At 68.7% G+C, this 24,488-nt stretch carries 23 protein-coding genes and 1 pseudogene; 12 read left to right on the forward strand and 12 right to left on the reverse strand.

All coding sequences use genetic code 11. The features are described from left to right. Positions 1-168 precede the first annotated feature (168 nt). From OHO83_RS01490 to OHO83_RS01500, 3 genes are all read right to left on the reverse strand, one after another. Positions 169-324: a DUF6131 family protein gene (locus OHO83_RS01490; protein ID WP_266679719.1), complete on the reverse strand. Its 156-nt coding sequence runs from the start codon at positions 322-324 to the stop codon at positions 169-171. Positions 325-837: 513 nt separating this feature from the next. After that, positions 838-1,236: a YidB family protein gene (locus tag OHO83_RS01495; RefSeq protein WP_266679717.1), complete on the reverse strand. Its 399-nt coding sequence runs from the start codon at positions 1,234-1,236 to the stop codon at positions 838-840. A 984-nt stretch (positions 1,237-2,220) separates the two neighbouring features. Continuing rightward, positions 2,221-2,394: a CsbD family protein gene (locus OHO83_RS01500; protein ID WP_266679715.1), complete on the reverse strand. Its 174-nt coding sequence runs from the start codon at positions 2,392-2,394 to the stop codon at positions 2,221-2,223. Between the two features lie 397 nt (positions 2,395-2,791). On the opposite strand from OHO83_RS01500, the gene OHO83_RS01505 reads away from it, so the two are divergent. From OHO83_RS01505 to OHO83_RS01515, 3 genes are all read left to right on the forward strand, one after another. Then, the gene (locus tag OHO83_RS01505; protein WP_266679713.1) at positions 2,792-3,979 is read left to right on the forward strand and encodes a PP2C family protein-serine/threonine phosphatase; all 1,188 of its coding nucleotides are present in this window, start codon (positions 2,792-2,794) and stop codon (positions 3,977-3,979) included. Positions 3,980-4,122: 143 nt separating this feature from the next. After that, positions 4,123-4,374, forward strand: coding sequence for a hypothetical protein (locus OHO83_RS01510; RefSeq protein ID WP_266679711.1), 252 nt, complete (start codon positions 4,123-4,125; stop codon positions 4,372-4,374). A gap of 350 nt (positions 4,375-4,724) precedes the next feature. Continuing rightward, positions 4,725-5,117, forward strand: a complete 393-nt coding sequence (locus OHO83_RS01515; RefSeq protein WP_266679709.1) for a DUF7144 family membrane protein — start codon at positions 4,725-4,727, stop codon at positions 5,115-5,117. Positions 5,118-5,433: 316 nt separating this feature from the next. On the opposite strand, the gene OHO83_RS46870 is transcribed toward OHO83_RS01515, so the two are convergent. Then, positions 5,434-5,658, reverse strand: coding sequence for a hypothetical protein (locus OHO83_RS46870; protein ID WP_353963515.1), 225 nt, complete (start codon positions 5,656-5,658; stop codon positions 5,434-5,436). Between the two features lie 116 nt (positions 5,659-5,774). Next, entirely contained in the window at positions 5,775-6,566 is a 792-nt protein-coding gene (locus OHO83_RS01520; protein WP_266679707.1) for a COG4705 family protein, read from the reverse strand. 174 nt (positions 6,567-6,740) lie between these two features. Here OHO83_RS01520 and OHO83_RS01525 point away from each other — a divergent pair, with 174 nt between their 5' ends. Beyond that, positions 6,741-7,580, forward strand: coding sequence for a COG4705 family protein (locus tag OHO83_RS01525; RefSeq protein ID WP_266679705.1), 840 nt, complete (start codon positions 6,741-6,743; stop codon positions 7,578-7,580). A gap of 156 nt (positions 7,581-7,736) precedes the next feature. After that, positions 7,737-8,612 carry a COG4705 family protein gene (locus OHO83_RS01530; protein WP_266679703.1) on the forward strand — a complete coding sequence of 292 codons (876 nt, stop codon included), beginning with the start codon at positions 7,737-7,739 and terminating at the stop codon, positions 8,610-8,612. Positions 8,613-8,618: 6 nt separating this feature from the next. Here the strand turns inward: OHO83_RS01530 and OHO83_RS01535 are convergent, their stop codons facing one another. From OHO83_RS01535 to OHO83_RS01550, 4 genes and pseudogenes are all read right to left on the reverse strand, one after another. Continuing rightward, positions 8,619-9,992 (reverse strand): sensor histidine kinase, encoded by a 1,374-nt coding sequence (locus tag OHO83_RS01535; RefSeq protein ID WP_266679701.1) that lies wholly within the window; start codon positions 9,990-9,992, stop codon positions 8,619-8,621. Continuing rightward, the gene (locus OHO83_RS01540; RefSeq protein WP_266679699.1) at positions 9,989-10,651 is read right to left on the reverse strand and encodes a response regulator transcription factor; all 663 of its coding nucleotides are present in this window, start codon (positions 10,649-10,651) and stop codon (positions 9,989-9,991) included. Before OHO83_RS01540 ends, OHO83_RS01535 begins: the two co-directional genes overlap by 4 nt. 143 nt (positions 10,652-10,794) lie before the next feature. Continuing rightward, positions 10,795-13,143 carry an ABC transporter permease gene (locus OHO83_RS01545; protein WP_266679697.1) on the reverse strand — a complete coding sequence of 783 codons (2,349 nt, stop codon included), beginning with the start codon at positions 13,141-13,143 and terminating at the stop codon, positions 10,795-10,797. Continuing rightward, a pseudogene (locus OHO83_RS01550) lies at positions 13,140-13,843 on the reverse strand (ABC transporter ATP-binding protein). The gene OHO83_RS01545 and the pseudogene OHO83_RS01550 overlap by 4 nt, the downstream one beginning before the upstream one ends. Positions 13,844-14,003: 160 nt before the next feature. Between OHO83_RS01550 and OHO83_RS01555 the strand changes: the two are divergent. Continuing rightward, complete coding sequence (locus tag OHO83_RS01555) at positions 14,004-15,311, forward strand: sensor histidine kinase (protein ID WP_266679695.1); 1,308 nt, start codon at positions 14,004-14,006, stop codon at positions 15,309-15,311. On the opposite strand, the gene OHO83_RS01560 is transcribed toward OHO83_RS01555, so the two are convergent. The 3 genes from OHO83_RS01560 to OHO83_RS01570 all read right to left on the reverse strand — a co-directional run bounded on the left by OHO83_RS01560 (position 15,229) and on the right by OHO83_RS01570 (position 17,788). Then, the gene (locus tag OHO83_RS01560; RefSeq protein ID WP_266679693.1) at positions 15,229-15,576 is read right to left on the reverse strand and encodes a hypothetical protein; all 348 of its coding nucleotides are present in this window, start codon (positions 15,574-15,576) and stop codon (positions 15,229-15,231) included. The genes OHO83_RS01555 and OHO83_RS01560 overlap by 83 nt on opposite strands. 170 nt (positions 15,577-15,746) lie before the next feature. Next, positions 15,747-17,012: an alpha/beta hydrolase family protein gene (locus OHO83_RS01565; RefSeq protein WP_266679691.1), complete on the reverse strand. Its 1,266-nt coding sequence runs from the start codon at positions 17,010-17,012 to the stop codon at positions 15,747-15,749. Positions 17,013-17,101: 89 nt separating this feature from the next. After that, complete coding sequence (locus OHO83_RS01570) at positions 17,102-17,788, reverse strand: TetR/AcrR family transcriptional regulator (RefSeq protein ID WP_266679689.1); 687 nt, start codon at positions 17,786-17,788, stop codon at positions 17,102-17,104. A 121-nt stretch (positions 17,789-17,909) separates the two neighbouring features. On the opposite strand from OHO83_RS01570, the gene OHO83_RS01575 reads away from it, so the two are divergent. The 6 genes from OHO83_RS01575 to OHO83_RS01600 all read left to right on the forward strand — a co-directional run bounded on the left by OHO83_RS01575 (position 17,910) and on the right by OHO83_RS01600 (position 24,321). After that, a complete protein-coding gene (locus tag OHO83_RS01575) occupies positions 17,910-19,496 on the forward strand; it encodes an acyl-CoA mutase large subunit family protein (protein WP_266679687.1) in 1,587 nt (528 codons plus the stop codon). Positions 19,497-19,590: 94 nt separating this feature from the next. Then, positions 19,591-21,171, forward strand: a complete 1,581-nt coding sequence (locus tag OHO83_RS01580) for an acyl-CoA carboxylase subunit beta (RefSeq protein ID WP_323187087.1) — start codon at positions 19,591-19,593, stop codon at positions 21,169-21,171. Positions 21,172-21,200: 29 nt separating this feature from the next. Continuing rightward, positions 21,201-21,404: an acyl-CoA carboxylase epsilon subunit gene (locus OHO83_RS01585; protein ID WP_116501257.1), complete on the forward strand. Its 204-nt coding sequence runs from the start codon at positions 21,201-21,203 to the stop codon at positions 21,402-21,404. A gap of 23 nt (positions 21,405-21,427) precedes the next feature. Continuing rightward, positions 21,428-21,919, forward strand: a complete 492-nt coding sequence (locus OHO83_RS01590) for a cobalamin B12-binding domain-containing protein (protein WP_266679683.1) — start codon at positions 21,428-21,430, stop codon at positions 21,917-21,919. After that, positions 21,916-23,670, forward strand: a complete 1,755-nt coding sequence (locus OHO83_RS01595) for an acetyl/propionyl/methylcrotonyl-CoA carboxylase subunit alpha (protein WP_266680288.1) — start codon at positions 21,916-21,918, stop codon at positions 23,668-23,670. The genes OHO83_RS01590 and OHO83_RS01595 overlap by 4 nt, the downstream gene beginning before the upstream one ends. A 246-nt stretch (positions 23,671-23,916) precedes the next feature. Next, complete coding sequence (locus OHO83_RS01600) at positions 23,917-24,321, forward strand: FCD domain-containing protein (protein WP_266679681.1); 405 nt, start codon at positions 23,917-23,919, stop codon at positions 24,319-24,321. The last annotated feature ends 167 nt before the right edge of the window (positions 24,322-24,488 follow it).

Raw genomic sequence — 24,488 nt, forward strand, 5'->3', positions numbered from 1 at the left:
GCGCTTTGCATCCCCTTCGAACTTCCCCCACAGCGCCTCGAACCTGCTCTGGGTAATTCCTTGCCTTGCGTCAAAGAAGGCAAACGCAATCTTCGCCATTCAGCTCTGCGGTGTCTCCTCCGCATAGTCGCTGTCGTCCACCCGCGTTTGAGCCGCTTCAGGCGGCCATCACCAGTAGTGCCGCCTGCCACCCACAGAGTGACCAACAGCTCCGAGCACCCACAGGATGGCGCCGATCACCAACAGGATGACCCCGATGGTCCACAGTATGGAAATTCCAGTCACAAGTCCGATGACAAGCAGGATGACACCGAGGATGACCATGACGCTCTCCAATCCGAGACGGACCCTCTCATTATGCGCCTCTCCCCACGATTCGGGGCTGGATGTCATCCGGGGGAGCCACCACGTCAGCTGTGAAGACATTTCCCTTGCGGAGTTCGAGGCGGCGGATGCGTGTCGCGGCGACAGCGACGAAGGAAAGAAATGGTTCGTGCTTGCGTTGCGTTTCCCAGCGACGCGCAGTCTGCGGCAGCCGGGCAACAGAGCGTTCCGCCACCGGAGCTGTCCGGGCTTGCTCTGCGTTGTCGATGCCGCGGCGGGAGACGCGACAGTGATGCAGTGTGAGCGGAGCCATCGGCGTAAGGCGACGTACGACTTCACGATCGGCCGCCGGACGCTCGCCTCCACAGCACGACGCAGCCGTCGCGGAGCTCTGTCCGGCCGGGTCGAACATGGCGCCTAACTCTGTTTCCCCAGAACCAAGTTGGCCTGCGATCACTGCAAACGGCCGTCAATTGGCCGGCCTCGTCGTTGTACCTGTCCGCCGGTCTGCTGTCACTGCAGCTGTTGGGCGATCAGTTCCTCAAGTGCTTCGTCGGGGATCTGCCCCTCGGGGGTGAGCTTGTCGACGGCCACGGGCAACGTTTCAGCGATCTGGTCTGCGGCGTCCACGTCACGGAGCCCACAGGTGCGTGCAGCCGAGGCGAGCAGACCGGGGGGAAGTGCCTGGGCAATCTCCGCACCGCTGATGTCCTCGTTCTCCCCCGTGCCGGTCCAGGAGGCGACTTTAGTTCCCAACCCGCCATCCCTGAGCTGGCCGAGCAACCCTTTCAGCGAGTTGCCATCCTCGCTCCTGGCGCCGTTGAACAGCGCGCCGAGCATTTTCCCCGACCCGGAGGAACTGCCCCTGCCCAGCAGGTTCCCCAGCAGACTCCCCAGATCATTGTCCGCCACGACGTGTTCCCTTCCTCGCAGTACGCCACCGCCCGGAACGGTCGGCCGCCATGCCCCGTCCAACGACGGAGCCACTGCCAGGAACTGGGACAGGCAGACGCACCCACTCATTCAGCGGACGCAGGCCGTCCAGGCAGTAGATGTTGAGGCGCTTGGACCGGTGCCTCGCCGGCGAGGGGCGAGGGGCGAGAAGAGCGGAGCGAAACGCCGACGATGACAAGAAACCCAGGGCTCCTCCTGTGGATCACGCCGGCAAGCCACGGACCGAAAGGTCCACGGCCCGTAAGATCGGGGTCCATTGCTGCGTGAGGGGACTGGATGGTGGGGCCTTCCTCGGCTTCAGACGATGCATGGGAGCCGATCAGGCAGCATCTGCGAGACCCTTCGTATGACGTCGACGTGGGCCCTGGCTGGCAGCAGTTGGTGCTCGAGTGCCATCAGGCGGTAGTCGCGGAGTTCCCGGACTACGAGCTCCTGGCCGTCAAGCAGAAGTGGGGAACTCTGGCCTTCCAGGCGCTTCCGCGGCCATGGAAGCCTGGCGGCAAGTGGACATATGCGGAGCGTGCGCGGCTCGATGCAGTCACTGAAGCTTTCGCTGACCGCAGCGAGGACATCTGCGAGCGCTGTGGCGGGGATGGCTCACTGCGTGAGAGCCGACGGGTCCACCTGGTGCTGTGTGATCGGTGCGAGTCACTCGTTCCGAAGCACGGTCGTCTCTGACGGGTGCTGGTTGCTCGTCAACGCAGACGGGGCGGCCCCGCTCCGTGCCTGTGTTCAGGGGGCCGAGGGCCCTCAGCGACGACCGCACGACACAGCGGGGAGAGCCGCAGTAGGGTACCTGCCACCGCACGCAGATAGCGACGACGGTCGCTCATGTTCAGCGACACGGGTAAGGACGTCATCGACCTGTCGGTCGTGCCGCTCGTCCGCACACTCCTGCGCCTGCCGCGCTTTGTCGTGCGGCAGGCTCACAGGTAGTTTCCATTAACCGCGGAAAATGTCCTTCCCCTTCTCCTTGGCCTGGCGCGCGTCCCCCTTGGCCTTCTCCGCGCGACCCTTAGCGGTCATCTCCTCATTGCCTATCGTGCGCCCGGCCGTTTCCTTTGTCTTTCCCTTCAATTGCTCCTTCTTGGCTTTGGCCTTCTCGCTTCCAGCCACAGCTCGCTCCCGTCCCAACCCCGTCGAGGCAGTTGTCTCTATGGGCGTAACCACAAAGTACCCCTCCTGGCCATTGTCAAGCCCACCGTGGCGGCTTTTGCACGGAAATTCAATGACGGGGCTCGTACCACTACGCTGGGCGATCGACCGTGCGACGTAGACCGGCCATTGCGTCGCCTTATGCCGATCGCCCGGGATCATGGGCGAGGATTGATGCACTGCCGGGCAACGTCGAACACCGTCGAACACCGTCGGCCACCGAAGCGCGCCGAGAGCGACCGCTGCACCCGATGTACGGCTCCCCCGGTCCCCACAGGCGAGCCGTACGTCGCGGTGTGAGACTGCACAGGTACGTACGTATCGGCCCTGGACCAGGATCCGGACGAGGGGTGATGAGGTGGCCGTTCCCGAGATCCCTGAGGTCGCCCTTGCCGAGTTCCTCGCGGATATCGGCAACTCGACACTCGACCTCACCACCGCCATGGCGCGTTGCACCGAGGCCATGGGCCTGCAGCACTCCGTCGCATACCTGGCCGACCTGCAACAACGACAGCTGACACCGCTCAACGATCTGGTACGGACACTGCCCATCGACGATTCGCTCGCCGGCTGGACGTACCGCACCCAGTCCTTGCGCACCGAGGAGTCCGACTTCGGAGGGATGACGGCCTGGTTGCCGCTCGTGGACGGGGCGGAACGCCTCGGCGTCCTCGCTGTACGGGCCCCGGCCCTGGACCCGCTGTCACTGCGGCGTGGCAAGACGCTCGCTTCCCTGTTCGCCATGATGATCACTTCTAAGCGGGCGTACAAGGACTTCTACGCCCGCCAGACCCGTACGGAACCGATGCGGCTGGCCGCCGAGATGCTGCGCGCCTTCCTCCCGCCCCGCACGATCGGCAGCACGCGCGCCGTGTCGACCGCCGTCCTGGAACCGGCGTACGACGTCGGCGGGGACGCTTTCGACCACGCCCTCACCGACTCGGTCCTCCACACGGCGATCCTGGACGCCATGGGACACAATCTGGCTTCGGGGCTGACGTCGGTGGTGTCGCTGGCCGCCTGCCGCAACGCGCGCCGCACTGGAGCGGACCTCCCCGAACTCGTGGAGTGCGTCGACGCGGCCCTGTCCAAGTGGCTGCCGGACCAGTTCTGCACCGCGGTCGTCTCCCAACTGAACCTGAGCACCGGCAAGCTGCGCTGGATCAACTGCGGACACCCCGCACCGCTCCTCATCCGTGACCATCGCCTGGTCGCCGGAGCCATGGACCGCGACGCCGATCCGCCCATGGGGATGCCGGCCGCGTTCACCTCGACGCCCCGGCGCGTGCACGAGATAGCCCTGGAACCAGATGACCGAGTGCTGATGTTCACCGATGGCGTCACAGAAGCCCGAACGATGGACGGAGGCGAGATCGGTCTCGAACGGTTCGCCGACTACGTCGCCCGGGCCGCCGCGGCAGGCGAACTGGCGTCGGAGACACTGCGACGCCTCATCCAGGCGATCCTGGACGCCCAGGAAAACCGTCTCCGCGACGACGCGACGATCCTCATGTTCGAGTGGCGGCACCCACCCTTGCCCGTCTAGGCCCGCCAAACGGCCCGCGGGCAGCACGTCCGGAGTGGCACGGAGCGCGCAGTATGGAGTACACGGCCACGAATACCGGGCATCGTTTCCATCCGCCTGGGTATCCGCGTGCCGTACCAGCCCACCTAGGAAGCGAGAGCGCTGTGAGCGACCCCCGACCCGAAGCACCGGGACCGGAGCCCACGCCGAGGGACATGCCCGACCAGCAGGCGGGCAGCGGCGCGGATGATCCCTGGGAGCCCGCCGACGATGCGGCGCGGCCCAACGAAAAGGAGGAGTCCGAGCCCGACCCGGACATCCCCGACACAGACGAAGCGGGTACGGGACGGAGGGGCGCCCCGCACTCGGGAAGCCCGAGGCCCGAGCACCCCGTTCCCGACGAACCGTCCGGCTGACGCTCCGCGCGACATGGCAGCCCCGCCAGTTCACCGGCCCTGGCCGGGTGCCATCGCCATGCTTCGGGCCCGTTCTCGTCGCGGCGCATGGGCCTCTGATGGTTGACGGTCAAATGGACCCTGAGCCGACACACCAAGAGCTTGGTACCGACCGCATCGGCACACAGCTCTCGGTCGTCCACATCGGTCCGGCCCGGATGCCCGGCCCGGTGCGAACGGACTTGACGACAGTCGGCCGGCCGTCGGTCCGTACACCGACGGGTCAGCACGGATTGCGGTCTCCCGCGTAGCTGGATCTCATGGTTCCCATGCAGCAACAAGCCTCTGGGTCAGACGACCTCGTGCCCCCGATGGAGCGTTCGCATTGGGTGGCCTTCGCCGGGATCCTCCTGATGGTCAGCGGTCTATTCAACCTTCTCACCGGCTTCGTGGCGATCTTCAACCACGGCTACTTCTCGAAGGTGTACTCCCAAGGCAACCGGCTGCTCATCCTGAACTACACGTTCTGGGGCTGGATCTTTGTCTTCATCGGCATCGTGATGGCCCTGGCAGCTATCGGCGTGTTCGTGGGCTCCAGGGCGGCGCGGCTGACGGGCGTCTGCCTGGCGGCGTTGTGTCTGGTCGGGCAGATGATCTTCCTTCCGGTCTACCCGTTCTGGTCACTGTTCACGATGCTCGTGTCCCTGCTGGTCATCTACGGCCTACTGGCCGAGCCGCGGCACGTACACGGGACCCGGGTGTAGTCGGCAAAGACGTCGTACGTCCGCCGACCGAGCAGAAGAGCGTCGCTGCCTTCGTACGCGGCACCTACTTGTGCTCCGGCGACGTCGCCAACAGGGCCCCTGCCAGCCGTCGAACGGGAACTCCACCAGGCCCTCGTCGGGGCCGCCGGACGCCGACTCCACCAATTCGAGGGTTGCGAACAGCTCGATGTGGATGAGGCCATGGCTTGCTCCCGGTAAGCCGGTTACCTCCGTCAGCGGTCTCAGGCACCCGGTCATCGACCTGAAGCCGGCGAGGCGGAGTTCCGTGCGGTGAAGATCAAGCAGCCGGAATGGGTCAGCCGCCTGATGTCGAATCACTTCCAGCCGCAGGGGGGTCTGGTTCGGGCGAAAGCTGCCCGAACCCCTGCGGCCAGGCGAGAGCCCGGCCGCCGTGGCGCATGCAGGCCCAGCCGCCGAGCAGGCTGCCGTTCAGCTGTGCCGGGAGGAGCCGCCAGCGGCGGTGCGGTCGTGCTCTCACTACGTGGAGCACGAAGTGCCTTCCTGCCGGTGCTGTGGACACCGATGTTGCTCGTTCCTACCGATCAATCGCACAGGAAGATGCGTCCTCCCGGAGCTGATCCACAGTTCCTGCGCGTTGCTCGGCTTCTCACACCTCGCCCGGCGCGTCCTGAACTTTCAGGCTGCGGTGGAGGTGCGCCGGTCGCGCTGTGACACTGCGAGGTAGCCGACGAATCCGATGATCGCGGCCGTCCACGCCAGCGTGACCGGCGCCAGTCCGAGGCCCAGGGCGCCGCGGGTGTGACCGAGTGCCATCCAGTCGGCGAGGGAGGCGCCCAGGGGGCGAGTGATGACGTACGCGGTCCAGAACGCGGTGACTGCGCCCATGACGCCGAAACGGTGGGCCAGGGCGGGCACGCAGATGGCCGCCGCGAAGAGGACGACCGAGCCCAGGTAGCCGAAGCCGTCAGCGGCGGTGAGGTCGCCGGCGGCGGTGCCGAGGGCGAAGGTCGCGAGTACGGCCGCCCAGTAGAACGCTTCGCGGCGGCGCGTTCGGATGGCGTGGATCGAAAGGGTCCGCTCGCTCACGTACCAGAGGACGAAGACCGCGGCCAGTACGGCGAGGAAGGCCGGGGCCGACACCGCGTACGGCACTCCCAGGCCGACGTGCAGGACGTCGGCGGCCATGGTGCCGAACACACTGACCATGACGACGGCGGTCCAGTAGGCCCAGGCGACGTACCGTCGGCGCGTGAACTGGATGGCCAAGGAGGCAGCCAGCGCGAGGCCGCCGAGCGCGACCGCCGGTATCGGGCCGAGCGTGCGGGCCAGGAGGTCCGACGCTGTTTCGCCCATGCCCGTGGTCAGCACCTTGATGATCCAGAAGTAGACGGTCACCTCCGGCACCTTGTTCGCCAACTGGCGTACGGGGATGAGGGTACGGTCGTCGAGGGCGTGCTCTGCGGTCATGATCCGCACGATGGCACCTTGAGCCTGAACGCATCCTGAACGGCGTGGGTGCGGCGGCGGTGTGAAGTACCGCGGTACGACCTGACGCGTAATGCTCGGGTGAGGCGGATGCGGCAGGCGATGCCACACCGCAGTCAGGATGCGTTCAGGTATCCCGTGGCACGGTCGGGCCTCATGACATACGAGACGTCAAAGACCTCTGCATCGTCGGCGGCCGACACCCAGGCGGTGTCCTCCAGCCCTCGGCCGCGCTGGAACAAGGTGCCCGAAGTCACCGCCTACTTCTGGATCATCAAGGTGCTGTGCACCACCGTGGGTGAGACAGCTGCCGACCTTCTCAACGAGAAGGCCGGCCTCGGCCTGACCGGTGTGTCGGTGCTGATGAGCGCTCTGCTGGCCGTCGTCCTGGTCGTACAGTTCCGCACCAGCACCTACCGCGCGGGCGTGTACTGGCTCGCGGTCGCCCTCATCAGCGTCGTCGGCACGCTGATCAGCGACAACCTCACGGACAACATGGGCGTGCCACTGGAGACCAGTACCACCGTCTTCGCGATCATCCTCGCGATCGTCTTCGTGGTCTGGTACCGGCGTGAGCGGACGCTGTCCATCCACAGCATCGACAGCACCAGCCGGGAGTCCTTCTACTGGCTCGCCGTCCTGTTCACCTTCGCCCTCGGCACCGCTGCCGGCGACCTGGTCTCCGAGCGCATGGACCTCGGCTACTGGCTCGCCGCGGTTCTGTTCGGTCTGGCCATCGCCGCGGTCGCCCTTGCGCACTTCAAGCTCGGCCTGGACGCGGTCTGGAGCTTCTGGATCGCCTACATCCTCACCCGCCCGCTCGGCGCGTCCATCGGTGACTATCTCTCCCAGCCCACCGGCGACGGAGGCCTGGGCATGGGCACGGTGGTGACCAGTGTGCTGTTCCTCGCGGTCATCCTCGGCCTGGTCGTGTATCTGTCGGTGACCCGGAAGGACGTGACGCAGCCGCAGCACACCGCCCGGCACGCGGGCTGAGCAGGCGTTCAGGATGTGTTCAGGCTGATACTGGCAACGTCGGTAAAGCGATCACTCTTCGGGGTCGCATCGTGACACAGAGCGCCCGCCCCCCTTGCGGGGCGGGCGTTCTGCCGTACGACCGAATCGGAGCCCCCCACCTTGCAGCAGCCTGAAATGTTCACTGATCTGGGCGTCACGAGCACGACCAAATCGGTGATGAAGAAGCTTCCCGAGGTCACTCTGGCGTTCTGGATCATGAAGATCGCCGCGACCACGCTCGGCGAGACGGCCGGCGACCTCTTCGCGCAGACCCTCAAACTCGGCTACTTCCTCACCACGATCGGGCTGTTCCTGATCTTCGCGGTGACCCTGGTCGTGCAGCTGAGGTCCAGCCGCTACAACCCGTTCTTCTACTGGACCGTGATCCTGTCGACCAGCATGGCCGGCACCACGATGTCCGACTTCATGAACCGTGACGCGGGAGCCAAGTACCTGTCCGGCGATGCCACCTCACTCGGCTGGGGCCCGCAGGGCCTGGGGCTCGGCTACCCCACCGGGGCGGCGATCCTCATCTCGATCCTGCTGGTCATCTTCGCGGTCTGGAAGGCCACCGGGATGACCTTCCAGATCCGTGACATCGTCACCTTCCGCGGCGAGGCGCTGTTCTGGTCGGCGATCCTCGTCTCCAACACCCTCGGCACATCGATGGGTGACTTCCTGTCCGACAGCTCCGGGCTCGGATACGCCGGAGGCGCACTGCTCGTGACCGGGGCGCTCGCCGTTCTCGTCGCCCTGATGAAGGTGCCGGTGGTGCCGAACGTGTTGCTCTTCTGGATCGCCTTCGTCCTCACCCGCCCGTTGGGCGCCACCGCGGGTGACTTCCTGACCAAGCCGGTCGCCAAGGGCGGTCTGAACCTCGGCACGGTGGGTTCCTCGGCCGTACTACTGGCCGTCCTGCTCGGCCTCGTGGCCTACGCGCAGGTCCAGGAACGCCGGACCACCGCAGCGCCGCCGACGGAACGGGAGCCGGTCACTCAGCAAGCCGACTGAGCGCCGTCACCCGACAGGCAGATCGACCCGGAAGCGCGCTCCGGAGGTGTAACCGGGATCGTGCGTCACGTCGCCGCCGACGGCGCGGGCCAGGCGCCGCGCGAGCGGCAGTCCGAGGCCAGCGCCGTCGTGCCCGTCGTCCACGTCGGCGCGGCGGCCGGGCTGGAAGAGGTCACCGACGAACATCGCGGGCACGCCGGGGCCGTCGTCGGTGACGTCGATACGCACGCTGCCGGGCAGCTGCCGCGCGGACACGATCACCGTGGAGACGGCGAACCGGACCGCGTTGGTCAGCAGCGGGCTGACGATGCGTTCGAGGAGGGCGGGCCCGACTCCCGCCTGTAGCTCTGGATCCGCCACGTCGACGAGGGTCTTCACGTGCTCCCCTGTGTCGAAGCTCTCGACCAGCCGGTGCAGGACGGGGACGACGGTCGTGGTGCCGGGGGCCGCCGAGGAGTTCTGAGCTCTGCCTCGGGCGTCACTGAGCAGCGTGTCGCAGATGGAGCGCATCGACTGGGCGGCCTCGACGATCACCCCCTGGGTGGCGCGGGTTTCGGCGGCGGTGCGTGGGCGCGCCTTCCACCAGTCCAGCTCGATGATGATCCGGGTGAGCGGCGTGCGCAGTTCGTGGGACAGCTCGCCGGTCAGCTGCTGCTCGTGCCGCAGCACGGTACGTATACGGTCCAGCAGCGTGTCCAACGAGGCACCCAGACGGGCCAGTTCGACCGGATGGCCCTCGACACCGAAGCGTTCGCCGGAACCGACCGCGCTCCACTGGGTGGCCTGTTCGGTCATGGTCCGTACGGGGCGCAGCGCCCGCCCTACGGCCAGGCGCGTCAGCGCGTAAGTGCACGCGAGCATGACGGCGTCCAGGATCAGGGAACCCAGCAGCAACGTGTCGGCCGAACTCCGGTACGGCCCCAGGTCCAGGGCCGTGACCACAGTGGCGTCGCGATGGCTGCCCATGAGATCCGAGCACAGGCGCACGGCGTGCGTGCTCCCGGGGTCGACCGTCGAGCAGGCTCGTTCCCCTTGTGCGGCGAGCCGGCCGGCGGCCCGGGCCAGCGCGCTGTCCGCCGTGGTGGCAGGCGGCTGCTCCAGCACACGTGTCCCGGCGTAGATCCACGCGTTGGCGTCGAGGAGGTGGTCGTTGACGGTCTCCAGGACCCGCACGCGGGGACCGCTGGTGTCGATGGTCGTGGCGACGGCGGCCGCGCGATTGCGCAGTTCGTCGTCCGCCTGGTGCTGCAGGTGCCGGTCCATCACGGTGTTGAACGCAACGGTGAGCACGGCCATCAGAAGCGCGGCGGTGGTCAGCGCCACGAGGGAGAGCCGGCCGCGCAAGGTGCGGGGAGCCGGCACGCGCAGGAAACGGTTCACGAGAGACGGTGTCCGATCCCGCGCGCCGTCGTAAGGCTCAGGTCGCTGCCGACTTCGCGCAGCTTGCGGCGCAGCCGGCTCAGGTACTGATCGAGGGTGTTGTCGCTGACCTGCGCGCCGTCCGGCCACGCGGCCCTCACCAGGTCGCGCCGGCTCACGATGCTGCCGTATGCGCCGACGAGCGTCCCCAGCAGCCGGAACTCCGTCGGCGACAGGTCGACGTGGACGTCGCCCACCCTCGCACTGTGCCGGGTCGCATCCAGGACCATGTCTCCGGCCGCGGCCACGGCCGGCGGCCCGGCGCGTTTGAGCGCGGCCCGCAGCCGGGCGACGAGTTCGGCGAAATGGAACGGCTTGGGCAGATAGTCGTCAGCCCCGGCGGAGAACCCGGACAGCCGGTCGGTGAGGTGGTGGCGGGCCGTCAGGAAGATCACCGGGGCGGCAAAGCCGTTGGCACGCAGCGCCTGGCACACGTCCCGCCCGTCCGCGTCGGGCAGCCCCACGTCCAGCACGACCGCGGCGATGCTGTCGGTGGCCAGCCGCAGGGCGGTGGCACCGTCGGCGGCGAGCACCGGCGCGAAATCCTCGTCCAACAGGCCGCGGCGCAGCACATCACGCAAGGCGTGATCGTCCTCGACGACCAGGATCTTGTGGTGCATGGTCCTCCGTCGGATCTTCCGGCGATGGGTCGTGCTGCCGCGCCGGAGCAGCGCCCACCCAGCGACTACAGTTCTGTAGACGGTCTACTGAACTGTAGACGATGGTGGGGTGAGGTCCGTTGCGATGATGGGCGCAGGAGCCTCTATTCGGTGCGCAGGGCCGTCGAGGTTCGGGCCCTGGCGGCCCAACCGGCGGGCAGGAGCGCGCCCAGGGCGGCGATGAGCAGGCCGCCGAGTGCGAGCGGGAGCAGTTCGGCCCGGTGGTAGACGGCGATGACGGAATCGGGAAGGCGCAGTCCCACGCTGTCGCCCATCGCGGGGAGGACCCAGCCGTGCAGGGCCACGCCGAGCGGCACGCCCAGGGCACCCGCGGTCAGTCCGGTCACGACGACGGAGGTGATGACCATCGTCACGGTCTGCCGGGGGGTCATGCCAAGCGCTTTGTGGACTCCGATCTCGCGGACGCGCTCGCGGGTGTCGAGCAGCACGCCGTTCAGTACGCCGAGCGCGGCTACGGCTACGAGCATCATCGTGAGGATCAGCGACAGCGCGTTGAGTGTGACGACCATGTCGCCGCCGGCGTCGAGACCGCCGGCCCGGGCGGTGGCTCCCAGTGGTTCCAGGTCCTTGTTCAGCTCGGTGACATAGCCGTTCACGTCGGTGCCTGAGGTGACCGCGATGTGATGGCTCGTGTCCGTCAGGTCGGGGTGTGCGGCCGTGAGGGTAGCGACGTCGGTGAAGACCTGCATGCCGTCGTTGCGGGGGTCGAGGACCTCGCCGACGATCCGGACCGTGACCGGCTCGGTCAGGCCGGTGAGGGTGACGGTGTCGCCGATGCGGGCGCCGGTGGCGGCGAGGAAGGGGGTGGGGACCACGGCTTCGCCGGGGCTGTCGATCCAGCGGCCCGAGACCATCGTGTAGCCGCCCCAGGAAGAGTCGCCGGTGAAGGCGACCAGGTCGATGGTGCCGGTCAGGCCGGACACGGCCGCCCGTACTGTCGCGGCGCTGTAGTACCTCCCGGTTCCGGCGGCGGCCTCGACGGCCGCAGCGATCGCGGCGGGATCCGCCTCGGGCCGCTTCTGGGTCCCGGCGGGCCGGGGTCCGAAGTCCGGCAGAGGCGCGGGCACGACGACATCGGCGGCGTCATGGGCCTTGGCTTTCATCACCTGGCCGAGCGTGGCGCTCATCCCGACGGTGAAGGTGACGGCGATGGCGCCGAACAGGATCGCGGTGCCCATGGCCAGGGCTCGGGCGGGCCGCGCGAAGGGCCGGGCCAGGCCCAGGGCGACCGGCTGCGGCACCGGCAGCCGTCCGGCCAGGCGGGCCGCCCACCGGCCGCGCCCCGCCGAAGCGGTACGCCCGACGGCGAGCGCGTCGACCGTCCGCAGTCGCCCTGCCCGCCAGGCGCTCGCCCACGCGGTGGCCGCCACCAGACCGAGCACTCCAGCGATGACGGCCAGGTCGGCCCAGGGGGCGATGGCCAGGGACGAGGCACCGTAGACGTCCTCGGTCTCGGCCAGTACGGGCACGGCGAGCACGTGGCCGGCGATGACGCCGAGGGCCGCGCCGACGGCTGCCGGGATCAGCGCCTGGCCCACATAGGCCCGCACGACCTGGGCCGGAGTGAAGCCGACAGCCTTGAGGACGCCGATGCGGCGCGTTCCCTTGCCGACGGCCGAGGCGACGACGTTGCCGACGATGAGCGCCGACATCACCAGGCCCAGGGCGCCGAACGCGACGAGGAAGGGGACGTAGAGGGCGGTGTCGCGCTCGGCGGACTTCTTGACGGTGAGCCAGGACTGTTCGCCGAGGGCCGCTCCCGGCGGCAGGGATGCGGTCACGGCCTTGTCGCCCGCGGCGATCTGCGCGGCGGTGCCCGCGTCGGTGAAGCGGTAGAGCATCTGGTAGCCGCCGCTGCCGGGCGCGGTGAGCGCCGGCATCTGGGACGGCGCCACCCAGGCGTCTGCGGTCTGCGTGACCGAGCGGGCCACACCGACCACCGTCAGCGTCGGGCCGCCGGGCAGGTCAGGGAAGGTGACCTTCCGGCCCAGGGTCGGGATGAGCCAGGAGTCGGCGGACAGCACGACCTCGCCGGAGCGTGTGGCCCATCGCCCGTGGAGCAGCGCCAACTCGTCCACGTCCCGGCCGGGATCCCGCCGGCCGACCACAGTCATCGGCCAGCCGGGGCCCGACTCGTCCGCCTGCGGGGTGAGCGTCGCCGTACGGAACGGCCCGGACGCACCGCTCACCCTTTCGAGGTCCTTGGACCTCGAAAGCCGTCCGGCACTCACCTTGCCCGCATCGAACTGGACGGACAGATGCGCGCCGTGCTGCCGGGCGAAGGCGTCGTCGAAGGGCGCGCCGGAAACCACGAGCAGCGATCCGCCGAGGACGGAGGCGGCCACCGCCATCATGGTGGCGAGCCCGATCACCAGCGTCTGCACCCGGCGTCGTCCCACCCCCGAGCGCACCACTCTGCCGAGCGCGCTCATCGGACGGCCTGCGAGGCCAGGGTCTGCGACCGGACGTCTTCGGTGATCCGGCCGTCGGCGATCCGGACCGTACGGTGCGTGCAGGAGCGGGCCAGGGCCAGGTCGTGCGTGACGACGACGATGGTCTGGCCCTCGGCGTTGAGGCCGGCGAGCAGCTTGCTGACGTCCTGTCCGGCGGCCGTGTCCAGGGCTCCGGTCGGCTCGTCGGCCAGGAGCAGCGGCGGCCGGTTCATCAACGCCCGGGCCACTGCGACGCGCTGGCGCTCGCCGCCGGACAGCCGCCCAGGGTAGGCGCGGGCGTGCCGGTCGATGCCGAGGAGTTCCAGGAGTTCCGCCGTCCGGCGGTCCGCCTCGCCACGTGCCATGCGAGGCGCGCGGGCAGGGCGACATTGTCGGTGACGGTCAGATCGTCGAGCAGGTTGAAGAACTGGAAGACCATGCCGATCTTCGAGCGCCGGTAGAGCGCCGATCCGGCTTCGCCCAGCCGGTCCACCCGCACCCCGTCCACGGTGACGGTCCCCGTTTCGGGCCGGTCCAGGCCCGCGATCAGATTGAGCAGTGTGGACTTGCCGCTGCCGGAAGGGCCAAGGATCGCCACGGCCTCTCCGGGCTGCACATTCAGCGACACCTCGTGCAGGGCGGGCGGGCCGTCGTCGTACCGGCGGCTCACCTCACGCAGTTCGATCACCGGCAGGGCCATGAATGGCTCCTTGGGTACGGGCAGTTGGCTGCGAGAACGCTAGGAGCGGGCCCGGCCCGCACGCGTCGCCCGCCCGGACCCATTGCGGTACCGCGCTGGGATGAGCCCACAGCGCGTCATCCCTGCGATGTAGGCGGGTGATGTATCCGGTGCGGTGGGAATGGCCCCCGAGACGGACTCCGCGGGTCTGTGCGGCGGCGACAATGGACCGGTGACGGACGTACGTACGACGCTGGAGCGGCTGCGGGTGGCCGCCCACCAGACCCTCCGCGACGCCGGGCATCCGAGCGGTCCACCGCTGCGGCCCACGCGGCGCGCCTGGCAGTTCGACGCGCTGATGGCACTGGCACTCGGAATCGTCACCGTCTACTACGGCATCGACAACGCCGACAACGTCGTGGTGCGTGAGATCTCACCCGGCGTGGAGCGTGTCCTGCCGCGCCCGAACGGGCCCGGCGGCATGGCCTTCATGGTGACCCTCGCCGTCATCGCCTCGGGTGGCGTGGCACTGCGCCGCCGTTACCCGCTCGCCGTGCTGTGCGTCGTGACGGCCGCGACACTGGCGACACCGCAGAGCGTCCTGCGGCTGACCTTCTACGCGTTCGTCATCGCCGTCTACAGCGCCGCCGTCTACAGCCCGTACCGGGTGGCGGCCCTGGCGGCGCTACCGGTGTCGGTCCTCCTGGTCAGCACCGCGGGGAACTCGGTGACACCGATCGTCCCCAACGAATACATCGCCCTGCTGATCCTCGTCCCGATGGCCGTGGCCGCCGTCGGCCTGCGTACCTGGAAACTCCGCACCGACGAGAGCAGGACCCGGCTCGCCTCCCTGGAACGCGAACAGGCCGAGGCACTGCGCCGGGCCGTCGACCACGAGCGAGCGCGGATAGCCCGCGAACTACACGACGTCGTCACGCACAACGTCAGCGTGGTGATCATCCAGGCGGGCGCCGCCCGCAAGATCATGAAGACCTCCCCCGAGCAGGCCGGCGAGGCGCTGCTCGCTGTCGAGGCGGGCGGGCGAGCGGCCATGACCGAGCTGCGCCATGTCATGGGACTGCTCACCATGGCCGACGAGGGCGAGGAGAGGGGCGGAGGCCCGGACCTGGATGGTCCGGCGGCGGAGCTGTCCCCTCAACCCGGCCTGGACCAGCTGGAGATGCTGGTCGGACGGGTCCGGGCCACCGGACTGCACGTCGATCTGACCGTGACCGGCCCGCCCCAGCGGGCAGACGTAGATCGGCGTCGGGTTCCTCAGCGCCGCCCAGTCCGGCCCAAGGGGCAACCTGAACACACCTCCGCCCCGCGCTCCCGGCGCTCAGGACGGTCGCTGTGCGGCCGTCGGTTGCGCGCGAGAGCCCGGGGCGGGTGGTGTGTGTCGTGGTTCAGCAGTTGGGCAGCGGATTCGTCTCGCTGGAGATCGCGGTGTCCTTCATCCAGCCGTACTCCCCGTTGTCGGCGACCGTGAACTCCCAGCGGGTCGGGTGCGGTCCGCCCACCCAGTTCTGGCCGTCCATCTTGCAGAAGAACCAGCTTGGATTGGAGTTCATGTAGCCGACGATCCTGCTCGGATCGGGGTACTGCGTGCTCGCTCCCATCGTGCCGTAGACGGGTGCCCCCGACACGTTGTTGCACCACCAGCGTCCGCCGCTCTGCCAGCATCCGCCGGCCGCGCTCGCGGACGGCGCAACAGCTCCTGCCACGGTGACGGCGAGTGTGGCAGCGATCAGCACCGCACCCACTCTGCTCCTCCTACGCATGTGAATCCCCCGTAACTCCTTTTGTGCAGTGGGACGTTCACACCCACCGCGGGTACTCCCCCATGGCAACACGGTCGGACGTCCGCACTCAGGCACTTTCCACGAACATCACAAAACGCCCACAACCCTTGCGTCCCCGCGTTCTACACGAACCGCACCTCCGGATACCTCGACGAGGGACCGTCCAGGAAGTGACCGCCTGTGCGCCCACGAAGCCATCGGTCGAAGAACGCCGTGACATACGCCCGCTGCGCGGCGATCGCCCGCGCCGCCGGCACCGTCCCCACCAGGCCGGTCACCGTCTCGCCCGGCAGCCCCAACTGCCGGGCGATCTGCGGGATCAGCGACGTCGCGTCGGTGTACGTCGCATGCTGGGCGCCCCGCAGCACCAGATCCCGGTGCCAGCCGTCGCTGTGCTCCCACAACGCGCGCCAGGACGGCACGTTCGTACGGTCGTCGCCGTCCATGCCCATCAGGAGGAACGGCCCGTCCACTCCGTCGCGGGCCACCGAGGACAGCTCCCCCTCGTCATGGTCGTCCGACACATGGGCGAGAACTCCGTCCAGATCCGCCGCCGCCGCGATGCGTCCGTCGTCATGCATCGTCTGCAGCGCCGCGAAGCCGCCGGCCGACTGCCCGAACATGCCGATCGGTGCGCGCTCCAGGCGGCCCGTGGCGAACGCCCGCTCCACCTCGTCCAGTACGAACCGTGTGTCGGCCACCCGTACCGCGCAGGTCTTCCGCATCAGGGCGACAACCGCTGCGGGCCCTGCCTGCTGTGCCCGGTCGAACTCCTGCGGAAGCAGAGTCGTCTCCACCCTCCCACCGGGGAACTCCACCGCCGACGCGTCGTAGGTGTGGTCGATCGCCACTACTACGTACCCGTGCGACGCCAGCTCGTCCGTCAGCGTCGTGCCCAGGGTGCGCGGGTCACCGACTCCCGGTGAGTACAGCACCACCGGTCGCGGGCCCCGCCGGTCCGGCGGAGCTCCGAGGTGCGCGAAGGTCTGCGTCCCGCTCCAGTCGACACGTCCCTTCGGCAGGTCGCCGAAGTTGTTGACACGGTCGAAGCCGGCGGCCTCCCCCTTCGTCATCTGCGGCACGCGCGGGTGCGAGGCGACCGAGCGGGCCGGGTAGCGCACGTCCACCATCAGCTCACGCCTGCGACCGGCCACCCATGGATCTGCACGCCGTCGGTCCACCAGCCGCAGTGACACCGTCCCCACGCCGTACGGCCCGGTCGGCGCGGGCAGCTTCATACGTGCTGTGCGGGGTGTACTGTCCGCTGCCATCGCACTGGCTGTCGCGCCGGGTCCGCCTGTCGCCGCCCAGGTGAGGCCGAGCGCGGACGCGGCCAGCACGCGGCGCCTGCTCGTCATGGTGGTCTTGGTGTCGCCGTTGGTGTCCATGCCGCAAGCTTCACCGGTGGCCCGCCCACGTCACCATCCGGCAGGCCGGACCATCCCGTTGGGGGAAATCCCCCAGGCCCCGCAAGTGCTCAGCGCCCCGCGCCGTCCTCGACGAGTCGCCTCAGCGAGGGGAGCAGCGCGTCGAGGTCCTGTCCGGTCCGGAAAGCCACGACGGTGGTGCCGCCGTCGCCGGAATCACCGGTGCCGGAGGGCGCGGGGAAGAGTGCGAGCACCTCGCTCATCGCCTCGTCCATTTCGGCCACCGGGTCGGAGGTCTCCCCCCGGAGCCACCGGCGCAGTACGTGGTTGTGGGCGGCGACCACGGCCGCCGCCATCAGTTCGGCGCGCAGCGACGCCGACTCGGTGGGGTCACCCATCCACTCCGCGATGAACTCCCGGAACAATCGCTGGTACCGGGCCACGCTGGCGATCTCCCGGTCCCGCAGGACCGCGACCTTGCTGGTCAGCCTGTACCGCCGCCGCGCGAGGTCACCCTCTTCGATGTAGTGCAGCAGCACCAGGCGCACGGCGTCGGACACGGCGATCAGGCCGGTGCTGTGGCTGGATGTGGCCAGTCTGTCCTTGATCAGGGCGAGCAGCCGGTCATGGTCGGGGAAGATCACGTCTTCCTTCGACCGGTAGTGCCGGAAGAACGTCGTGCGTCCCACTGCGGCTCGCTCGGCGATCTCGTCGACGGTGGTCTGCTCGTATCCGCGCTCGTCGAAGAGCGCGAAGGCGGCGTCCGCGAGTCGGATCCGCGCGGTTGGCTTACTCATGACCATCCATCCTCACTCATGACCGCCCATCCTTCCCTGTCTCGGCGCCCGGAAGCCACTTGCCCAAGCTAACGGTACTGAGTACCGTTGTCATGACATCGAGTACCGAAGGAGGCCCGGCGTGGGTTCCGTGGCACAGAGCGAGTCCGGCCTGCCCGTCCAGCCGCTCTACGACGGCCGGTCGCTGACGGATTTCGACGCGGACGCCAAGCTGGGCGCCCCGGGGAAATTTCCGTACACGCGTGGCGTGTATCCGTCGATGTACACCGGCCGGCCGTGGACGATGCGGCAGTACGCCGGTTTCGGCACGGCGAAGGAGTCCAACGAGCGCTACCACGAGCTGGTGGGCGCCGGCACCGGCGGTCTGAGCGTCGCCTTCGACCTGCCGACGCAGATGGGCTACGACTCCGACGAGTCGATCGCCCGCGGCGAGGTGGGAAAGGTGGGCGTGGCCATCGACTCGATCGAGGACATGCGCACGCTGTTCCAGGGCCTGCCGCTGGACAAGGTCTCCACGTCGATGACGATCAACGCGCCCGCCTCGACTCTGCTCCTGCTCTACCAGCTCGTCGCGGCCGAGCAGGGCATCTCCGGTGACCAGCTGACCGGCACCGTCCAGAACGACGTGCTCAAGGAGTACATCGCCCGCGGCACGTACATCTTCCCGCCGAAGCAGTCCCTCCGGCTGATCAGCGACATCTTCGCGTACTGCCACAAGGAGCTGCCCCGCTGGAACACGATCTCCATCTCGGGCTACCACATGGCCGAGGCTGGTGCCACGCCCGCGCAGGAGATCGCCTTCACCCTCGCCAACGCGAAGGAATACGTGCGCGCCGCGATCGCCGCCGGCCTCGACGTCGACGACTTCGCACCGCGCCTGTCGTTCTTCTTCGTCGCCCGGACCACGCTCCTCGAGGAAATCGCCAAGTTCCGCGCCGCCCGCCGCATCTGGGCCCGCATCATGCGCGACGAGTTCAAGGCCAAGAACCCCAAGTCGCAGATGCTGCGCTTCCACACCCAGACCGCCGGGGTGCAGCTGACCGCGCAGCAGCCCGAGGTCAACCTCGTACGGGTCGCCCTTCAGGGCCTCGGCGCGGTTCTCGGCGGGACGCAGTCCCTGCACACCAACTCCTACGACGAGGCCATCGCCCTGCCCACACAGAAGGCGGCGCGGCTCGCCCTGCGGACACAGCAGGTCATCGCCTACGAGACCGACGTGACCAAGACCGTCGACCCGTTCGCAGGGTCCTACCTCATGGAGTCGATGACGGACGACGTCGAGGCGGCGGCCCTCGAACTGATCCAGGCCGTCGAAGACCGCGGCGGCGCGGTGGCAGCGATCGAGCAGGGCTTCCAGAAGTCCGAGATCGAGAAGTCCGCGTACCGGATCGCGCTGGAGATCGACCACCAGGAACGCACCGTGGTCGGCGTCAACAAGTACGCCCTCGACGAGGAGGAGCCCTACGAGCCGCTGCGGGTCGACCCCCAGATCGAGATCGACCAGTGCGAACGCCTCGCGGCCCTGCGCAAGGATCGCGACAACGACGCCGTCGAGCGAGCCCTCGAATCGCTGCGCGACGCTGCGCGCGGCACCGACAACGTCCTGCCCCCGATGCGCGAGGCCCTGCGCCTGCGCGCCACGGTCGGCGAGGTCTCCCACGCCCTGCGCGACGTGTGGGGCGTCCACGTCCCCCACGACACGTTCTGATCCCGCTGTCCCCTTGGACCCGTCCGATCTTTCCGATCCGTCTTCCGAACCGTCCGATCATTCCGATGACCAGTCAGCCCCGGTGGAGCAATCAGTGAACGAAATCGACATCCACACGACCGCGGGAAAGCTCGCGGACCTGCAGCGCCGGATCGACGAGGCCACGCACGCCGGCTCCGCGCGCGCGGTGGAGAAGCAGCACGCGAAGGGCAAACTGACGGCGCGTGAGCGCATCGAACTGCTCCTGGACGACAGCTCGTTCGTAGAACTCGACGAATTCGCCCGCCACCGCTCCACCGCGTTCGGACTGCAGGACAACAAGCCCTACGGCGACGGAGTCGTCACCGGCTACGGCACCGTCGAAGGACGCCCGGTAGCCGTCTTCTCCCAGGACTTCACCGTCTTCGGCGGAGCCCTCGGCGAGGTCTACGGCCAGAAAATCATCAAGGTGATGGACTTCGCCCTCAAGACGGGCTGCCCCGTCATCGGCATCAACGACTCCGGCGGCGCCCGCATCCAGGAAGGCGTCATGGCGCTCGGCATGTACGGCGAGATCTTCCGCCGCAACACCCACGCCTCCGGCGTCATCCCCCAGATCAGCCTCGTGGTCGGCCCGTGCGCGGGCGGCGCGGTCTACTCCCCCGCCATCACCGACTTCACGATCATGGTCGACCAGACCTCCCACATGTTCATCACCGGCCCCGACGTCATCAAGACCGTCACCGGCGAGGACGTCGGCTTCGAGGAACTCGGCGGCGCCCGCACCCACAACACCAGCTCCGGCGTCGCCCACCACATGGCCGGCGACGAAAAAGACGCCATCGAATACGTCAAAACCCTGCTGTCCTACCTCCCCTCGAACAACCTGTCCGAGCCCCCCGCCTTCCCCGAGGAAGCGGACCTGGCCCGCACCGCACAGGACGACGAACTCGACACCCTCGTCCCGGACAGCGCGAACCAGCCCTACGACATGCACACCGTGATCGAGCACGTCCTGGACGACACGGAGTTCTTCGAGACCCAGCCACTGTTCGCGCCGAACATCCTCACCGGCTTCGGCCGCGTCGAGGGCCGCCCCGTCGGCATCGTCGCCAACCAGCCCATGCAGTTCGCCGGCTGCCTCGACATCGACGCCTCCGAGAAGGCCGCCCGCTTCGTGCGGACCTGCGACGCGTTCAACGTCCCCGTCCTGACCTTCGTCGACGTGCCCGGCTTCCTGCCCGGCGTGGACCAGGAACACACCGGCATCATCCGCCGCGGCGCCAAACTGATCTACGCCTACGCCGAAGCCACCGTCCCCCTGATCACGGTCATCACCCGCAAGGCGTTCGGCGGCGCCTACGACGTGATGGGCTCCAAACACCTGGGCGCCGACCTCAACCTGGCCTGGCCCACCTCCCAGATCGCGGTCATGGGCGCCCAGGGAGCCGTCAACATCCTGCACCGCCGCACCATCGCCGCCGCCCCCGACACCGAGCGCGAAGCCACCCGCACCCGCCTCATCCAGGAATACGAGGACACCCTCCTCAACCCCTACACCGCGGCCGAACGCGGCTACATCGACGCCGTGATCATGCCCTCCGACACCCGCGCCCACATCGTCCGCGGCCTGCGCCAGCTCCGCACCAAGCGCGAAAGCCTCCCGCCCAAGAAGCACGGCAACATCCCGCTGTAAAGACCGCTGCAGAGCCCACCGGAGCCGTCATGATGATCAAGGTCGTACGGGGCAACCCGACCCCCGAGGAGCTGGCCGCCGCACTGGCGGTGGTCCAGGCCCGCGCCGCGGCGGTGGCCACCACCCCGCCCGGCGCGGCAGGCACCCGCGACGCATGGGCCGACCCCTCACGCATCAACTCCCTGCCTCAGCACGGGCCCGCGGCCTGGGCGCGCACCTATTGGCCGCGCTGAACAACCACCCGATCGGAGAGTTCATGAACACCGTGCAACAGGGGGCGCATCGCGCCGGTCACGCACCGGCCCCGCGTGCTCGCGTGGTGATCGCCAAACCCGGCCTCGACGGCCACGACCGCGGCGCCAAGGTCATCGCGCGGGCGCTGCGCGACGCGGGCTACGAGGTGATCTACACCGGCCTGCATCAGACCCCCGAGCAGATCGTCGCGACCGTCATCGCCGAGGACGCGCCGCTCCTCGGGCTCTCCGTACTGTCGGGTGCCCACCTGACGATCGTCGAGAGGGTGCTCCAGTTGCTGGCCGAAGAGGATGCCGGTGACGTCCGCATCCTGGTCGGCGGGATCATTCCCGACGCCGACGTCGCAGCGCTCGAAGGACTGGGCGTCCACGCCGTGTTCACTCCCGGCGCGGGTATCGGCGGCATCGTCGAGACCGTCGACCGCCTGCTCACCACAACTGACACGACCGCCATCACTGAGACCACGGACCCCGCGCTGGAGCCGGCATGCTGAAGAAAGTCCTCGTCGCCAACCGTGGCGAAATCGCTGTCCGCGTGGCCCGGGCGTGCCGGGATGCCGGTATCGCGAGCGTTGCCGTTTACGCGGAACCGGACCGGGACGCTTCGCATGTCCGGGCGGCGGACGAGGCGTTCGCGTTGGGCGGTGACACCCCGGCCACCAGCTATCTCGACATGGCGAAGGTGCTGCAGGCCGCCAAGGACTCGGGCGCGGACGCCATCCACCCCGGCTACGGATTCCTGTCGGAGAACGCGGAGTTCGCCCAGGCCGTCCTGGACGCCGGTCTGATCTGGATCGGCCCGCCCCCGCAGGCCATCCGCGACCTGGGCGACAAGGTCGCCGCCCGGCACATCGCCCAGCGCGCCGGCGCGCCGCTCGTCGCCGGCACCCCGGACCCCGTATCCGGGTCCGAGGAGGTCGTCGCGTTCGCCCGCGAACACGGCCTGCCCATCGCCATCAAGGCCGCCTTCGGCGGCGGCGGCCGCGGCCTCAAGGTCGCCCGCACCCTCGAAGAGGTCCCCGAGCTCTACGACTCCGCCGTGCGCGAAGCCGTCGCAGCGTTCGGCCGCGGCGAATGCTTCGTCGAGCGCTACCTCGACAAGCCCCGCCACGTGGAGACCCAGTGCCTGGCCGACACTCACGGCAACGTGGTCGTCGTCTCCACCCGCGACTGCTCCCTGCAGCGCCGCCACCAAAAACTCGTCGAAGAAGCCCCCGCGCCGTTTTTGACGCCGGCCCAGAACGAGCAGCTCTACACCGCCTCCAAGGCCATCCTCAAGGAAGCCGGCTACGTCGGCGCCGGCACCGTCGAGTTCCTCGTCGGCCTGGACGGCACCATCTCCTTCCTCGAGGTCAACACCCGCCTCCAGGTCGAACACCCCGTCACCGAAGAGGTCGCCGGCATCGACCTCGTGCGCGAGATGTTCCGCATCGCCGACGGCGAGGCCCTCGGCTACGACGACCCCGCCCTGCGCGGCCACTCCTTCGAGTTCCGCATCAACGGCGAGGACCCCGGCCGCGGCTTCCTGCCCGCCCCCGGCACCGTCACCCGCTTCGCCCCGCCCACCGGCCCCGGCGTCCGCCTGGACGCCGGCGTCGAGACCGGCAGCGTCATCGGCCCCGCCTGGGACTCCCTGCTCGCCAAGCTGATCGTCACCGGCGCCACCCGCGAACAGGCCCTGCAGCGCGCCGCCCGCGCCCTGGCCGAGTTCGAGGTCGAAGGCATGGCCACCGCCATCCCCTTCCATCGCGCCGTCGTCGTCGACCCGGCCTTCACCAGCGACCCGTTCACCATCCACACCCGCTGGATCGAGACCGAGTTCGTCAACGAGATCAAGCCCTTCGCCGCCACCCCCGACACGGACAGCGACGAAGAAGCCGGCCGCGAGACCGTCGTCGTCGAAGTCGGCGGCAAGCGCCTCGAGGTGTCCCTCCCGGTCTCACTGGGCATGTCCCTGGCCCGCACCGGCCTCGCCGCCGGCGCCAAGCCCAAACGACGCGCCGCGAAGAAGTCCGGACCGGCCGCCTCCGGCGACACCCTCGCCTCCCCCATGCAGGGCACCATCGTCAAGGTCGCCGTCGAGGAAGGCCAGGAAGTCAAGGAAGGCGACCTCGTCGTCGTCCTCGAAGCCATGAAGATGGAACAGCCCCTCAACGCCCACCGCACCGGCATCATCAAGGGCCTCAACGCCGCCATCGGCGCCTCCATCACCTCCGGCGCCACCATCTGCGAGATCAAGGACTGACCCCGACCCGCACTCAGAGCGCCCGACACGAACGCCCGGCCGACCCCGACACGGTCCACCGGGCGTTCGCGTATCCCCTCACAGGTCGAACCCGGCCGCAAACAAGGGCCGGTGCCCGCCGCGACATGGTCAGGACAGGCACCGGCCCAGCAGAGAACGCACGCAAGTGCGCGCCGCCCTTGGTCCGTCAGTTCCTGGCGACCGCCTAGGCGAGTTCGATGATCCCTTCAGCCATCTCGGGCAGCGATGTCCTGCCACACCCCGGCCACCGAGTGGTGCAGACCGTTCGCCCTCGCGGCGCGAGCGGCCGCGAAGGTCGCGCCGGATGAGATCGCGCAGCTCGAGGTGATCCTCGACGAGCACCAGAACGCCATCGCGGCCGACGACTCGGAACGTGTCGCCGACCTCGGTCACGCGTTCCACCATGCGATCAACCAGGCCGCGGACTCCCACCGTCTCGCGCTCCTGCTCAAGTCAGTGGTCAAGAATCTGCCGAACCGCTTCTACGCCACGATCGAGGGCCGGGTCTCCGCCACCCGCACCAAGCACCTTTGCTGCTCGACGCCCTGCGCAGCCACCAGGTGCGCAGGGCGAGGTCGCTCATGGAGCACACATCCTCGTGGGCGCCGACCGCCTGATCGAGGTCCTTGAGGAGCGCGGCCTGTGGAGCGAGCAGGATCCGGCGTGCCGACTTCGCGCTGAACCACGAGGGTTTCCCTTGTTCCGGAGAGGAGCAACGGGGCCATCCCTCGATCCGGACCTCAAGTGATCCAGACCCGATAGCCCAGGAGGATCAATCCCCTGGGCTGTCGAGCTGT

Source organism: Streptomyces sp. NBC_00569, from assembly GCF_036345255.1.
Classification (GTDB): domain Bacteria; phylum Actinomycetota; class Actinomycetes; order Streptomycetales; family Streptomycetaceae; genus Streptomyces.

Coding starts and splice junctions, on each gene's coding strand:
- OHO83_RS01490 (WP_266679719.1), bottom strand. CDS start 324: ATGGTCATCCTCGGTGTCATCCTGCTTGTCATCGGACTTGTGACTGGA.
- OHO83_RS01520 (WP_266679707.1), bottom strand. CDS start 6,566: ATGACCGCAGAGCACGCCCTCGACGACCGTACCCTCATCCCCGTACGC.
- OHO83_RS01565 (WP_266679691.1), bottom strand. CDS start 17,012: ATGGACACCAACGGCGACACCAAGACCACCATGACGAGCAGGCGCCGC.
- OHO83_RS01590 (WP_266679683.1), top strand. CDS start 21,428: ATGAACACCGTGCAACAGGGGGCGCATCGCGCCGGTCACGCACCGGCC.
- OHO83_RS01585 (WP_116501257.1), top strand. CDS start 21,201: ATGATGATCAAGGTCGTACGGGGCAACCCGACCCCCGAGGAGCTGGCC.
- OHO83_RS01525 (WP_266679705.1), top strand. CDS start 6,741: ATGACATACGAGACGTCAAAGACCTCTGCATCGTCGGCGGCCGACACC.
- OHO83_RS01555 (WP_266679695.1), top strand. CDS start 14,004: ATGGCCCCCGAGACGGACTCCGCGGGTCTGTGCGGCGGCGACAATGGA.
- OHO83_RS01600 (WP_266679681.1), top strand. CDS start 23,917: ATGTCCTGCCACACCCCGGCCACCGAGTGGTGCAGACCGTTCGCCCTC.
- OHO83_RS01570 (WP_266679689.1), bottom strand. CDS start 17,788: ATGAGTAAGCCAACCGCGCGGATCCGACTCGCGGACGCCGCCTTCGCG.
- OHO83_RS01540 (WP_266679699.1), bottom strand. CDS start 10,651: ATGCACCACAAGATCCTGGTCGTCGAGGACGATCACGCCTTGCGTGAT.
- OHO83_RS01545 (WP_266679697.1), bottom strand. CDS start 13,143: ATGAGCGCGCTCGGCAGAGTGGTGCGCTCGGGGGTGGGACGACGCCGG.
- OHO83_RS01530 (WP_266679703.1), top strand. CDS start 7,737: ATGTTCACTGATCTGGGCGTCACGAGCACGACCAAATCGGTGATGAAG.
- OHO83_RS01515 (WP_266679709.1), top strand. CDS start 4,725: ATGGAGCGTTCGCATTGGGTGGCCTTCGCCGGGATCCTCCTGATGGTC.